At 73.7% G+C, this 13,496-nt stretch carries 9 protein-coding genes; 5 read left to right on the top strand and 4 right to left on the bottom strand.

Annotation, left to right across the window (positions count from 1 at the left end; translation table 11 throughout):
• Window position 1: 1 nt before the first annotated feature.
• The 4 genes from ACIBVQ_RS36875 to ACIBVQ_RS36860 all read right to left on the bottom strand — a co-directional run bounded on the left by ACIBVQ_RS36875 (window position 2) and on the right by ACIBVQ_RS36860 (window position 2,928).
• The gene (locus ACIBVQ_RS36875) at window positions 2-217 is read right to left on the bottom strand and encodes a hypothetical protein (RefSeq protein WP_362918342.1); all 216 of its coding nucleotides are present in this window, start codon (window positions 215-217) and stop codon (window positions 2-4) included.
• Between the two features lie 209 nt (window positions 218-426).
• A complete protein-coding gene (locus ACIBVQ_RS36870; RefSeq protein WP_399183312.1) occupies window positions 427-1,665 on the bottom strand; it encodes an MFS transporter in 1,239 nt (412 codons plus the stop codon).
• A 96-nt stretch (window positions 1,666-1,761) separates the two neighbouring features.
• On the bottom strand, window positions 1,762-2,214 hold the full coding sequence (locus tag ACIBVQ_RS36865) for a VOC family protein (RefSeq protein ID WP_352015760.1): 453 nt from the start codon (window positions 2,212-2,214) through the stop codon (window positions 1,762-1,764).
• Between the two features lie 438 nt (window positions 2,215-2,652).
• On the bottom strand, window positions 2,653-2,928 hold the full coding sequence (locus tag ACIBVQ_RS36860; RefSeq protein ID WP_352015761.1) for an SAV_915 family protein: 276 nt from the start codon (window positions 2,926-2,928) through the stop codon (window positions 2,653-2,655).
• A 508-nt stretch (window positions 2,929-3,436) separates the two neighbouring features.
• Between ACIBVQ_RS36860 and ACIBVQ_RS36855 the strand changes: the two genes are divergently transcribed.
• From ACIBVQ_RS36855 to ACIBVQ_RS36835, 5 genes are all read left to right on the top strand, one after another.
• Window positions 3,437-4,165 carry a lytic polysaccharide monooxygenase gene (locus ACIBVQ_RS36855; RefSeq protein WP_352015762.1) on the top strand — a complete coding sequence of 243 codons (729 nt, stop codon included), beginning with the start codon at window positions 3,437-3,439 and terminating at the stop codon, window positions 4,163-4,165.
• 229 nt (window positions 4,166-4,394) lie between these two features.
• On the top strand, window positions 4,395-5,651 hold the full coding sequence (locus ACIBVQ_RS36850) for a hypothetical protein (protein ID WP_399183309.1): 1,257 nt from the start codon (window positions 4,395-4,397) through the stop codon (window positions 5,649-5,651).
• Complete coding sequence (locus tag ACIBVQ_RS36845) at window positions 5,648-7,756, top strand: CHAT domain-containing protein (RefSeq protein WP_399183307.1); 2,109 nt, start codon at window positions 5,648-5,650, stop codon at window positions 7,754-7,756. Before ACIBVQ_RS36850 ends, ACIBVQ_RS36845 begins: the two co-directional genes overlap by 4 nt.
• On the top strand, window positions 7,753-12,477 hold the full coding sequence (locus ACIBVQ_RS36840) for a hypothetical protein (RefSeq protein WP_399183305.1): 4,725 nt from the start codon (window positions 7,753-7,755) through the stop codon (window positions 12,475-12,477). Before ACIBVQ_RS36845 ends, ACIBVQ_RS36840 begins: the two co-directional genes overlap by 4 nt.
• Window positions 12,474-13,493, top strand: coding sequence for a hypothetical protein (locus ACIBVQ_RS36835; protein WP_399183303.1), 1,020 nt, complete (start codon window positions 12,474-12,476; stop codon window positions 13,491-13,493). The genes ACIBVQ_RS36840 and ACIBVQ_RS36835 overlap by 4 nt, the downstream gene beginning before the upstream one ends.
• Window positions 13,494-13,496 lie beyond the last annotated feature (3 nt).

Here is a 13,496-nt window from a genome sequence, read left to right as displayed (position 1 = left end):
CTCAGACCCGTTTCCAGGAGTTGCGCATCCACCGGGCCTGGTCGTCCGTACGGTCGAGGAAGGTCTGGAGGAATCCGCAGGAGACACAGGCATAGAGATCCACCTTCTCGGTGTGGAGCATCCCGAACAGAGCGGTCGGAGTCTCCAGACGGGTCGACGCGGTGTAGATCTCCTCGCCTCCGCAGGCCGCGCAGACGCCGTTTCTCATGTCTGTCATTGCCGCATGATAATGCGCGCGTGTGAGAGGAAGGGAGTGTTCTCCGGGCCCGGAGGGGGCCGTGACCATAACCTTTTGCCATTCGATTAGAGCGTGTCTTCCGTGAAACGGCCTCCGCGGGAATTCCCGCGGAGGCCTGAACACGCGACCACGATGACGGTCGTGTGTTCACCGCCCGCTGGACGCAGGAACGCCGGCCCGGCGGCGGGTCAGAGCCTGGCGGCGAACCAGCCGACGGGCGCCAGGAGAACGGCCATGACGAGCAGGAGGGCCAGCGACGCCGTCCACGTGCCGGTCGCGTCCCGCAGCAGTCCCGCGGCCAGCGGACCGGCGGCGGCCATGAGATAACCGCAGCCCTGCACCACGCTCGACAGCCGGTCGGCGTGCGAGGGCCCGCCCGCCTTGGCTGTGATCATGGCCAGGGCCAGCGGGAACGAGGCGACGCTGAGCCCCAGCAGGAGCGCCCACGCGTACGGCGCCGCCCCCGGCGCGACCAGCAGCCCCGTGAACCCGGCGGCGCCCGCGACCCCGCAGGCCGCGGCGTACCACGCCTGGCTCCGGGAGGTACGCGCCAGGATCGACACCGTCAGGCCCGTGGGCAGGCTGACGAGCTGGACGAACGACAGCGGCAACCCCGCGTCGGCCGGGGCGGTCCCCGCCTCGGTGAGGACGCGGGGCAGCCAGGCGAGCACGACGTAGAAGACGACCGACTGCAGCCCGAAGAAGACCGCCAGCGCCGCCGTGGTCAGCCGCCGCACCGGCCGCCGACCGGCGTCCGCCTCCTGCGTGACCTGGGAGCCCGGTACGGCCACGGCGCCGCGCGGGGTGGCGCGGGCCAGAAGCGCCAGGGGCACCGCGGCGGCCAGGGCGGGCAGCGCCCACACCGCCAGGGCCGGGCGCCAGCCGTGTGTCAGGTCGTCCAGCGGTTTGGCCAGGGCGGCGGCGAGCATCGCGCCGCCGCCGATCGCGGAGGCGTACAGGCCGGTCATCGCCCCGGTCGCCGTGGGGAAGCGCCTCTTGACCACGCCGGGAAGCAGCACGTTGCCGATGGCGATGGCGATCCCGACCAGGACGGTCCCGAGGAGAAGGGCCGTGGTCGCGCCCGCGCCGCGCAGCAGGATGCCCGCCGCGAGCAGGGGCATCGTCGCCATGAGCGCCCGTTCGGCGCCGAACCTTCGGCTGAGCGCGGGGGCGAACAGGGCGAAGGCCCCGAAGCACACCAGCGGCAGCGTGGTCACCAGGGAGATCGTGCCCGCGCCCAGCCCCAGCTCGGTCCCGGCCTCCCCGGCGAGCGGGGAGAACCCGGCCAGGGCGGGGCGCAGGTTCAGGGACAGCGCGACGACGGCGGTCACCGCGACCACCGTCGTCACGATCTCCGCCCGGCCCCTCCCCCGGGCCGTTCCGTGGACCCCCTCCTGAGCCGTCGTCTCCTCCACGCCGCCTGTCATGGCTCCCCTTCTCCCCCGCCGGGCTCCGGCGTTCCCGCTGATTCGCCCGGGTTGTCCGGTGCCACCATGCCAGACCGGTGACATCGGCGGAGAGGGTCAGTCCCCCCAGACGGTGCGGACCTCCTCGAAGACGCGCTGGTCGTGGGAGATCTCCACGACGTTGCCGTCCGGGTCGCGCAACGCGCAGACGTAACCGACCGGCGGGGGCAGGTCCATGGGCTCCCAGTGCAGGCAGCCCCGCCTTCTCCCCTCGGTCGCCGCGCGGTCGACGTCCTCACGTTCGGGCACCTCCATGCCGAGGTGCGCGAACGGGAACAACTGTGGCTGCCGCCTGCCCCGGTCGGCGGCGAACTCCACCAGCACGAGCACGAAGGGCGTCTCGACCTGCCCCTCGTTGGACAGCCAGGCGTTGCGTCCCTGGTCGTCCTCGTGCCGGGAGACGACGACCAGCGGGGTCATCGTGGTGTAGAACTCGATCGCCTCGTCCAGATCGCCGCTGGGCAGGGCGACGTGCGTCCAGCGTGCTCTGGTGAGTCTCTTCTCCGGCATCCGCCCCTCCTTGGACCCTCCCTCGCGCCGTACAGCCGATGTGGGTGGTCCTTCCCCGGCCGCACGCCGGAACGCCTGGGGTAGGGCTCACCTCACCCCCGCGCGGCGGAAGAGGCCGGCCTGCGCCGTGGGAGCGGCCCGCCCGTGCGCTCGTTCGGCGCGCGGACGGAATACGAGCGAGGCAGGAGCGGCGTGGCGAGCAAGCGCATCAGCCGGTGGGGACCGCGACGGGGACGATTCCGACCGCCCGCTCTTTCCGCGTCCCCGTTCGCCCTCGCGGGATCCGGGAGGCCGGGCGGACGAGGCCCTGACGTCTCCGGGACCCGGCGGTCCGATCCGTGAGGGAGGGCGGCCGTTCGGCCGCCCTCCCCGTTGTTCCCGTGTCGGCCAGGCGGAGAGCGACGGGAAAACGCCCGGAACCTCCGGGCGGGGCCCGTCTCACGCCGCCTGCAGGCTGGGGTCTCCCTCGGTTCCCGCGGGGTCGATCACGATGCCGCTGACGCCGAGGTCCTCCAGCATCCTCCGCAACGCGCGCTCGGTGAGCCACATCCAGGCGTGGCCGTCGCCGAGTGCCCGGACGAGCCGGTCCCGCGAGGTGAACGCGACCGCCGTCCTCTCCCCGGTCGCCGTCCGGAACAGGCGCAGGGCCAGGCTCCCCCGGCCAGCGCGTACGGGCACCAGCAGCGGGGGGTCGTTCCGGCGCGAGATCTCCATGGACTCCTTCTCCTTCAGGTAGCGAGGCGCGGTGGCCGCGCGAGAAGCACGCTATGGCGGCCATCGATCGGAAAAAGTGATCCAAACGGGATTCTTACGCCCGCAGAGCCATCTCTGACAACCCTTTGACAGGGAAGATCCCGAGATGGCCACGAATGCCTGACTTCGCCGGACCGTACGGCTCGCGCCCGGGGCACACCGGACGGCGGGAGCGACCGGCGCCGCCCAGGGGTTTCCCGGCGATCCCCGAAACGTTCCCCGATTCCCTTAACGATCCCTTAACCGGCACTCAACGAGCGTTCAACACCCCTTGCACATACGCGAGAAAGGCGGAGGCTTCTCCCAGGCGGGACTCCTGTCCTCGTGACACTCCCCCGGCCCGGGGCGAGCACCCCCCGCGTGACGGCTCCCCGTCACGGCCTCGTCCCGGGCCTCACTCCACACGAGGATTTACTGTTAGGAAACTTTCCTTTATATTCGGAGTCACCCCCCAGCAAAGGAGCACCACATGCGGAGAACGACAACCCTCGCATCGGCCTCGATACTGGCCATGGTGACCACCGTCTTCATGGCGACTCCTGCCGAGGCACACGGTTACATCTCCTCCCCGCCGAGCCGTCAGGCGTTCTGCGCCCAGGGCAAGATCTCCTGCGGGCAGGTCAAGTACGAGCCGCAGAGCGTCGAGGCCCCCAAGGGTTCGAGGCAGTGCAGCGGCGGCTCCCGCTTCACCGAGCTCGACGACGACAGCAGGGCGTGGCCGGTCACCAGCGTCGGCAACACGGTGAACTTCACCTGGACGCTGACCGCGCGTCACGCCACCAGCACGTGGGAGTACTTCATCGGCGGCTCCAAGATCGCCTCGTTCAACGACGGCGGCAGGCAGCCGGGCTCGACCGTCTCCCACAGCGTCAGCCTGGGTGGCAGGACCGGACGCCAGAAGGTCCTCGCCATCTGGAACATCGCCGACACGGGCAACGCCTTCTACGCGTGTGTCGACGTACAGGTGGGCGGCGGTAACCCCGACCCCACCCCCACCGCCACGCCCACCGTTACCCCCACGGTGACGCCGACGGTGACCCCGACCTCCAACCCCGGCGGCACCTGGGCCGCGGGCACCGCCTACCGCGCGGGTGACCAGGTCACCTACGGCGGCTCCACCTACCGCTGCCTGCAGGGCCACACCGCCCTGCCCGGCTGGGAGCCGGCGAACGTGCCGAGCCTCTGGCAGAAGATCTGACCCCTCTGGTCGTTTCTTCGGACGGACCCGCGTCTCACCAGGACGCGGGTCCGTTCCCTTTCTCCGGAGCCCCGTAAGTAAGGCCATTTACGCACCAAAAGCCGAAATAACGGCACAAAATGGGTTTTTCCCGACGGGTGAGAACGGGCGGGCGAGGGCACCCGCAACGACCCGGTCACGAATTTCCATCCGGCCCCGGGAACGCGTTCCCCCGGCATATTTTGCTGCTGTGCATCCCGAGCGGGTCCGGGCCAGGCTGGACCGGTCTGCGACCACGGCCCTGCGCCTCGGCCACGAGATCGGCGGCTGGATGCGGCGCGGCCACGACGACCGGCGGCTCCACCGTTTCACCGGCCACCTCGACGTGCTCGACGGGGTCCTGTCGCGGATGCTCGGCGCCGTCGTCCGTGAGATCGAGGCGATCGACCCCCGCGCGGCCTCGGGGGAGGCCTACCGGCGCTGCGGCGAGCTCGACGGGGCCGTGTTCACGATCCGGCGCCTGTTCGACTGGTACGCCGCCAAGTACGACCAGCGCCGCGACCCCGTCCTGGCCGGGATCCTGGCCTGCGCCGACGAGGTCGTGCTCAGCTGCTGGCGGCAGCCGTTCGAGGATCTCGGGCGTGAGCCGCCGACCGGGCCGCTCGCCTACGTCGAGCCGCGTTTCGACGCCTTCGCGACTCCGCGCGTCTCCGTGCCGCCCGACCTGCGCCTGCCCGCCGACTCCCTGGTCGCCGAGTTCGTCGGACGGCTGCCCGTCCCGGTGGTCTGCCTGCCCGAGTGGACGGCCGTCCAGGCGTGGTGGCTGACGCTGGCCGCCCACGAGGTCGGCCACCACGTGCACAAGGACCTGGACCCCGGGCTTGAGAACGCCAGCAGGGACGCCCTCGCCGAGGCGACGGGTGACGAGAGGTGGCGCCGCTGGGCGCTGGAATCCTTCGCCGACGCCTACTCGGTCCTGATGCTCGGCCCCGCCGCCGCGTGGATCGTCGAGGAACTGGGCCACGGCCCTCCCGAGTCCCTGACACGGGCCCACGGCGGCTACCCGCCTCTCCCGGTACGGCTGGCGCTGATGGCCGAGGTCGCCAGGCAGGCGGGCCTCGGCGGCGCGGGAGCCCCCGGGCTGGCCGGGGCCGCCGGAGCGCTGCTCGGCCTGCGGGCCGGTGGCCGTACGCTCGTCGAGCTCAGCGGCCTGTCCCCCGGGTGGTTCGCCGAACAGGGCACGGTGCGGGCGCAGGCGCGCTCGCTGGCCGGATCCGATCCGTTCCTGCCCCGCCTGGCGGAGCCGTACTCGGCGCGGCTGCTCCTCGCGGCGGCGGCGACGGTCGTTGACGCGGGCCCTGCCGCTCCGTCCGCGCTCCACGCCAACCTGCTGCGACACCTGCCCCGGTGCGGCCCGCCGGGCAGGCTCGGCGTCTCCCCCGCCGGGCCGCCGGTCGCCCGGCTGGCCGAGGAACTGACGGGACGACTGCTCGGGAGCACGCGATGAGCGCCCGGCTGCTCGTCAGCGTGACCGGTCCGGAGAACACGGTGACGGTCCTGCACGAGGACAGGCCGTTGCCCTGCGACGACGGGGCCGTCTCCTATCCGCTGGAACGCGGGGCCGGGCCGTCGCTGACGGCCAGGGCCGCCGCCTGCCCCGACGCCCGCTCGTACGGCACCGCGCTGTTCGAGGCCCTGCTGCGTCCCGTCTGGCGGGCGGTCACCGGCCTGACCGGGAACGGCCGGGGGATCGAGCTGGCGTTGCGGCTGCCGATGGAACTGCAACCCCTGATCTGGGAGGCGATGTACACCGAGGACGGCCCGCTGGCCGCCCACCCCCGCCTGCTCGTGGCCGTCACCCGGCTCATCCCCGCCCCGGGGCCCGGCGGGCACCGCACCGTGCGGGGAACGCCCAGGATCCTGTTCGCCTCCGGCGCGAAGCTGACCGACCCGGTGATCCGCCCGGGAGCGATGTTCCTCGGCCTGGTCAGGGAGTGCGAGTCGCAGGGGCTCGCGATGACCAGGATCTCCGAGGAGACGACCGCGGACCGGCTGCGGCGGCGCTGCGCGTCCCTCCGACCCGACCTGGTGCACCTGGTCGCCCACGGCAGGCCCGACCCGGTGGACGGGGAGACCTGGGTCGAGCTGGCGGGTGAGTGGACCAGGGGTGGCGGCCTTGCCTCGGCGCTGGTCTCGGGAGACGCTCCCCCGCCGCTGGCCGTCGTCCTCAGCGTCTGCCACAGCGGCGCGCACGGCGGCCTCGACCGCACCTCGGGGCTGGTGGAGACCCTGGTGCGCGGCGGGGTACCCATCGTGGTCGCCGTCGCCGGGGAGGTGACCGAGTACGCGTGCCGGTTGTTCTCCCGGCGGTTCGTCCAGGCGCTTCTGCACGGGGACGCGGTCGCCGAGGCCGCCGCGCACGGGCGCAGGGCCGCCCTTCTCGGCGAGCCGAACCCCGACGACCGTCTCGACTGGGCGATGCCGACCCTGTTCCTCGCCGAGACGCTGCCCGCGGACTTCAGGGCCGTCGATCCCGGGGAGGTCAACCGCACCAGGAGCATGGCGGGAAGGCTCGAACTCCTCGAAGGACCCGCCTACGTCGGCAGGGGACCCATCTTCGACACCCTCGACGGGCTGATCGCGCCGGGAAGCGAGCGGACCTTCCTCGGCGTCACCAGCGGCGGCGCCTTCGGCGGCATGGGCGGCACCCGGCTGCTCAGGGAGATAGGGTTCCGGCTGCTGCAGGCGGGTCACCTCCCCCTGCTGCTGGCGCCGTTCAACGACGTCCAGTCCGCGCCGCACAGCCTGCGCCAGGTCGTCGGGGAGGTCCTCGCGCAGGTCGTGCGGACGGGCGAGCGTCTCTCGCTCCCGGTGCCACGGCTGCGGTCCCTGTGGTCCGGACCGCCGCGGAGCGGAGGACGGCACGGTCCTGACGCGGACGAGGACGAGGCGGTGGCACGGCAGCGGGTGAAGTCGGCGGTCGCCCGGTTCGCCACGGCGGCGGCGCCGCTCGCGCCCAGCGCGGTCGACACGCTGCTCGCCGCCGACCTGGCCGACCTGGCCGGTGCGGCGGAGACGCTCGGTCCGCCGTTCGGCGCCCACACCCGCGTGGTCGTCCTGGCGGAGGCGCTGCACCTGTGGGTCGGGGCCCTGGGCTGGACGGAGCCCTCGCAGGGGCTGCTCGACCTGCTGACCCCGGACGGTCTCGGCACCGCCGCCAGGCCGGTCCCCGTGGTCGCGACCGCCGCCCTCGGTGAGTGCCCGCCGTTGCGCAGCTTCCGCGAGGAGAAGGCCGGAATGCCGTGGTGCGCCTTCCACGACCTCGAACCGCTGTCCGACGAGGAGGCCTCGCTCGGCTTCCAGTGGGTTCTGCTGCAGCCGTGGCACCCGAGGGAGCGCTTCCGCCTGACCTACTACGCCGCGCCGGGCAGTGATCCGGCGGTGCTCAGGGAGAGCTTCAGGCTCCACCTCGAAGGGCGTCCCGGCCTGATCAAGACCGAGCTGTACCGGATGGCGCAGCTCCTGGCCCTGCACAAGGTGTTCCTCACCCACGACGACACCGAGGGCTGGAGCGTCTACGCCCGAACCCACGGCCTGAGGTACGAGCCGTGAACCCGGCCGACCTGGGCGCCGAGCTGGAACGGCACGCCGCCGCGTGGCGGGCCGAGCAGTTCGGCCGTTTCGACCCGGCCCGGCTGGCCAGGCTCGCGCTGCTGCCCGAGTGGACCACGGAGCTGGCCGTACGGCTCTCGCTGGCCCCCGAGGAGGAACTGTCCGGGTTCCTCGACGACCTCGACGACCTGGGGCTGGTCGAGTCACGGACCCTGCCGACCGGGCGGGAGGCGTTCTGGGTGCGTGCGAGCAGGCGGCCGGAACTCGGCTCCCACCTGCGCCAGGCGCACGGGCGGCTGCTCGACGAGGTCACCGGAGAACTGCTCCAGCTGACGTACCGCGTCGCCGAGCTGGGCGACTGGCGGCGCGCCGCGACCGTCTACCGCGGGGACCGCTCGGGCGCCACGCTCATGGCGGACGTCTCCGGCCTCGTCGAGTCGGGCGCGGTGAGCGAGGCCGCCCAGCTCGTCGCGACCGCCCGGATGCTCGGTGAGGTCCTCGGCGAGCCGCTCGCCGGCGCCGCGCGGCGGGCCCGGCGCCGGGTCGACCGCGCGGCCCGCGAGGCCGAGGACGCCCGTTTCCTGCGCCACTACCTGCCCCGCGCGGGTATCGAGGCCGCCCTCGCCGACCTGCTCGGCGACGACCCGCCGTACTGGGCGCTGCACCTGCTGGGCGCGGGCGGGACGGGCAAGACGATGGTCGTGCGCCACCTGGCCTCCGGCCGTTACGCCCGGGACCGGGGGCCGGCGCCCGTTCCGGTGGCCAGGGTCGACTTCGACCACCTCGACCCCCGCTATCCGCAGGACCGTCCCGGGGAGATCCTTCTCGCCCTCGGCGAGGAACTGCTGGGGTTCGGCACCGGAAGGGACGCCGAGAACGCCCACCGCAGGTTCGTCGACTCCGTCACCGGCCTGCACGAGGAGCTGGCGCGCGGCAGGCGCCTGTCCGGCAGGGCGGCCCCGATGCTCGACCACATGGTGAGGGCCTTCGCCCGGTTCGTCGGGGAACTTCCGGCTCCGGTGGTGCTGGTGCTGGACACCTGTGAGGAGCTGGCCAAGCTGTACCCGCCGGGGGCGCCCGCACCGGCGATCGACATGACCTTCGGCCTGCTGGAACGGCTGCGCGAACGGGCGCCCTCTATCCGGGCCCTGCTGGCCGGGCGCCGGTGGCTCGCCACGCCGTACGACGCCACCGGGGAGGCCGAGGAGGCCGGGACGTCCGCGGGGCCCCTGCTGCGGCCCAGGCCGTACCTGCGGGTGGTCAGGACGCACGGCTTCACCCGCGCCGAGGCGGACGACTACCTCGCGGCCCGTGAGGTGCCGCCGCCGCTCAGACCCGCCGTGCTCGCCCGGTCGGCGAACGGGGACGTCTTCAACCCCTTCGACCTGGCCGCCTACACCGAGTGGGCGCTGAGCGAACCCGGGCTCGACCCTCTGCGGCTGCGCGACGCCGAGGGTGATCCGTACGTCGAGCACCGGATCATCGGCCGTCTCGCCGACCAGGGGGTGACCCGGACGCTGGCGGTCGCCGCCGAACTGGGCAGGTTCGACCGGGCACAGGTCCGCCCGGCCCTGCTGCGCCTTGGCCTGGACCCCGACGCGGTCTTCGACGGCCTGGCCGCCCAGGAGTGGGCACGCGTCACCGAGACGGGACGGGACGGCCGCCCCCGGGTGGTCGAGCTTGATGAGCAGGTCAGGATCCGCCTGCGCCGCGTGACGGCCGCGGACCCGGGCAGGTTCCCGCTCAGGAGGGACCTGCTCGGCCGGGACGCCGCCGCCGTCGCCGACACCGCCCCCGTCCTGTCCGAGGTCTCGGCGGCGACCGTGCTGGCCGCCGTCCGCCTGCTGCCCGCCGGGGAGGCGGCGGATTTCTGGCGAAGGGTCGAGAACAGGGCCGCGACGCAGGAGGCCTGGCCGTGGGCCGAGCAGGTCACGGTGCGCGCCGCCGCCGAGGAGGCGCCGCGGGCCGGGGAGCCGGGGCCGTCGATCCTGGCCGCGATCCTCGCCACCCAGGCGGCGGCCAGGACGCACACCGGGACCGGGGGCACCGGCGAGCTGTGGCGGCGGGTCGCCGAGCACGCGCCCGGGCATCCCGATCCGGCCCAGGCCGTCGTGCTCGCCGATCGCGCCCTTCTCGGCCTGGCCGCGTCCGGGGCCGATGTCCCGCTCGGCGACGTCCTGCCCGGCGTGGTCGCCCGGCGCGCGGCCCCCGAGGGTTCCTTCGTCGCCGCGCTCGACGGGTGGATGCGGCACGGCGACTGGTCCGTCCTGCGGGACGCGGACCTGCGGCGGATCGGCGAGGGCCTCGACCGCGCCGAGGAGGGGCGTCCGGACGCCGCCGCGCGGACGGGGATCGCCGCCGCGGTCACCGCCCAGCGTGCCCTGCTGGCCCTGCACCACGGTGATCGCGAGACCGCCGGACGGCTGGCGGCCCACGCGTTCGCCGCCGCCCTGCCCGCCGTGCGGAGACCCCTGCCGGACGCCCCTGAGGGGAACGCCACCGCCCTGTCCCTGGCGCTGGTCGCGGCCGCCTCCCCCGGCGACGCGCCCGCCCCCGCCTGGGCCGACTGGCGCGTCCCCCGGCGTCTGGACGCGCGCTGCCTGCTCGTGTGGCGGCTGGTCACGGCGGGGCTTGAGGAGCACGACGACCTCCAGACCCCGTGGCACGCCTTCTCTGCCCCGATCGACGACATCGACGTGGAACGGCTGCTCTCCTGGCGGGTGCGCGTCCACAACGGGAGACGGCCGCTCGACCCGCACGTCCTGGAGTCGCTGACCGTCCTGGACGCCTACTCCCCGGCCAGACGCGCGTCGGTGTGGCAGCACCACCGGGTACGGCCGCTGGTGGCCGAGGTGGCCGAGGCGTGGCTGACCCTCGGTGAGCCCGCCAGGGCCGCGGAACTGCTGCGCGGGCGCGTCGAGGCGGCGGTCGCCGCCGGGGACGACCCGGACACCGTCGAGCAGTGCCAGCTCGCCCTGATCCGGGCCTGCCGCCGCGTCAGGTCGCTCGCCCTCTGTCCGGAACTGGCCTCACTCGCCGTCTCGGGGACGCCCCTGGTGCGCGCGGAGGCCTGGATCACCCTCACTCTGGTGACCGGGACGCGGCCCGCCTCGCCCGAGGAGGCGGGCAGCTGGTACGGCTGGTGGCAGTGCCAGGACAGGCGTTCCCTGGCCGGTGGCCGGCCCTGGGGTCCGCCGTCCACGGCCGAGCCCGGCATCCCCTGGGAGCTGACGCTGGCCGCCCGCGAGGAGTACGCCGGGAACCCTGAGACCCCGGCCGTTCGTCCCCCGGTGCCGCCCCCGGGACCGGGAGGCGAGGGCAGACGGCTGCTGGAGAAGGCCGAGACGCTCGCCCTGCGCTCCCCTGACCTGGCCGGGCCGATGCTCGACGAGGCGGCGGCGCTGCTCGACAGGGCGTACGACCGGCGTGGCGCGCTTCAGGCCCGGATCCTGGCGTTGCTGGCCCGGGTGCGTGTCGGCGACCCGCGCGAACGTCCTCCCGTCGCGGTCCTGGACGCGCTTCCCCTGGGGGAGGTGGACCTCCCGCCCGGCTCCGGCTGGCCGGAACGGATCGCCTACCTGCGCGGCCTGCTTGAGGACCCCGCCGCCACCGGCTCCGACCTGCCGGAGCTGGCCCTGGACCTCGCCGCCTCGGCTCCCCTGTCCCCCGGGGCCTCCTCCGCCTTCGCCGTCGGCGGGTTCGGCGGTGCCGTACGAGGGGTGGCCGTCGTGGCGCTGCTCGCGCTGGCCTTCGCGGCGGGGCTGCTTCCCGTCGCGGACCGTCTGCCGTCCGTCCTGCGGTTCCTGTCCGCCCTGGTCCCGTTCACCGCGGCGGTCGTCCTGGTGCTGCCCTCCGGCTGGGAACGACGCGTGCCGGTGGGCACGATCGGTCTCCTGGACCGGCTGATCCCCCGAATGCTCGTCGTCGCGGTCATTGGCGTCGGGCACCGTCGCGCGGTGATCCGCGTCGTCGGCCGCCGGTCCCTGCGGAACCGGAGGCCGGACTGGGCCGACGTGGCATGGAGCGGGCCCCCCGACGGCGGGGAGTTCGCCATGTGGAGGTTCCAGCGCCCCTATTTCGCCGATCGTCTCCGGTCCCTCGTCCGGCTCGAACTTCCCTCCTCTCTCGACGACGAGCCTTGGGAGTCACGCCTTCCGCCCCACGCCCAAGTCTTCCGAGGCGCCGCCGCGCCGCCCGCGCAACCGCCCGTCCCTGAGCGGAACGCGGACGGGCAGGTGGTGCGCCGGACGTCCTTCTCCCTGCTGCACGTCGTCGGCACGGCCGTGACGACGGCGGCGGGACCGCGGATCCGCCTCAACGGGGACCTCCAGGGCAGACGGTCCGAACTGCTCGGCCCGATGTCGATGGAGGCCGGGACGAGAACCCTGGTCGCCCTGCAGGCCGACCCGGTCGACGGGCCCCCGGCGCCGCTCGCCGAGCAGCGTGGCCGTTTCGCCGCCATGGCGAGGGAACTCCTCGCCATGGGCACCCGCGCCGTACTCGTCGTCCCTCCGCTGCCCGACACCGTCGCCGACCAGGCCGTGTCCCTGGTGCGGTCGAGGGCCTCCGGGCACGGAGCCTCGCTTCTTCCCCGGCACCTGCTGCGGCTCCAGCGCGACCTGCGGGCCCTCGTCGGGAAGGCGGGCGGCGAACGGGAGGCCGTCTGCGACGTGCTGCTCTTCCTTCCGACCACCTTCACAGGAGAGGACACCCCCGGATGACCATGTGGCAGCGGATCGAATCCTGGTTCCACGCCGCCTCGGAGCACATCACCGTCGGATTCGTCCCCGAGGAGGGCGCGACGGCGCCGGCGCCGTACGAGGGATACGTCCGGCTGTTCGTCGCCGAGGGGTTTCTCGCCGACCGGCGCAGCTGGGCCGCCGACCAGTATCCGGCGCTGCACGGCGGGGTCTCGCTGTCCTTCCTCGGCGGGGAGCCGCTGGCGTTCACCACGATGGCCGGGCAGTCCTCCTGGATGGCCCCCGGCGTCACGCTCGGCGAGCCGATCACGCCGCTGCTGCCGTACGGCGGGGGCACGGTGACGGTGCAGGCGGGCCTGTACCGCGTCTCGGGAAGGGGGCCGCTCGGCACCGCCGTACAGATCGCCGGGGGGCTGGCCGGGCTGGTGGCGCCGCCGCTGGCCGCCGCCGCGACCATCGCGACCAAGGTGTCCGAGGGAATCGACAGAATCCTGGGCGACCTGGGCGAACAGCCGGTTCTCGGCGTGCACTGGACCATGGTCGCGCCCGTGCCCGGCGTCTCCGGCTCCGGCGTCAGGACCGTGCGCGCCGGGCACCTGGTGGTGATCGACTCTCCCGAGCCGCCGGGGACGCTGTCGATCGAGGACGGCAGGCTGCTCGTGGACGGCAGGCCCCCCGTCGGGGCCGACTTCCTGGTGCTGCGGATCGAGTGCAGGGCCGAGCGGGACGACTGGCGTTTCCCCGAGCTGGCCCAGCTGATCGACCGCGCCGGGGAGGAGTATCTCCGGCGCGGGGAGACCCAGACGTTCCGGGACCTGCGCTCCGACGCCGTGGTGCGGGCCTGGTGTTCGCCCGACCTGACGCCGCTGGACAGGAAGCGGGTGGCCACGCTGGTCGCCGGGGAGATCGACGAGGTCAGGCGGCTCGGGGTGGTTCCCGGCGGGGAACGCTCGCTTGAGGAGGCCGTCGCACTGCGGCTGCCGTCACGGGACGCCCCGGAGCTGGACGGCCTGCGCCTGGCCGACCTGCTCGCCTGACCT

The organism is Streptosporangium sp. NPDC049376, from assembly GCF_044466505.1.
Classification (GTDB): Bacteria; Actinomycetota; Actinomycetes; order Streptosporangiales; family Streptosporangiaceae; genus Streptosporangium.
Note: the sequence above shows the minus strand (reverse complement) of the source record. Positions and strands in the feature narration are given on the sequence as shown.

Coding starts and splice junctions, on each gene's coding strand:
- ACIBVQ_RS36875 (WP_362918342.1), bottom strand. CDS start 217: ATGACAGACATGAGAAACGGCGTCTGCGCGGCCTGCGGAGGCGAGGAG.
- ACIBVQ_RS36870 (WP_399183312.1), bottom strand. CDS start 1,665: ATGACAGGCGGCGTGGAGGAGACGACGGCTCAGGAGGGGGTCCACGGA.
- ACIBVQ_RS36865 (WP_352015760.1), bottom strand. CDS start 2,214: ATGCCGGAGAAGAGACTCACCAGAGCACGCTGGACGCACGTCGCCCTG.
- ACIBVQ_RS36860 (WP_352015761.1), bottom strand. CDS start 2,928: ATGGAGATCTCGCGCCGGAACGACCCCCCGCTGCTGGTGCCCGTACGC.
- ACIBVQ_RS36855 (WP_352015762.1), top strand. CDS start 3,437: ATGCGGAGAACGACAACCCTCGCATCGGCCTCGATACTGGCCATGGTG.
- ACIBVQ_RS36845 (WP_399183307.1), top strand. CDS start 5,648: ATGAGCGCCCGGCTGCTCGTCAGCGTGACCGGTCCGGAGAACACGGTG.
- ACIBVQ_RS36835 (WP_399183303.1), top strand. CDS start 12,474: ATGACCATGTGGCAGCGGATCGAATCCTGGTTCCACGCCGCCTCGGAG.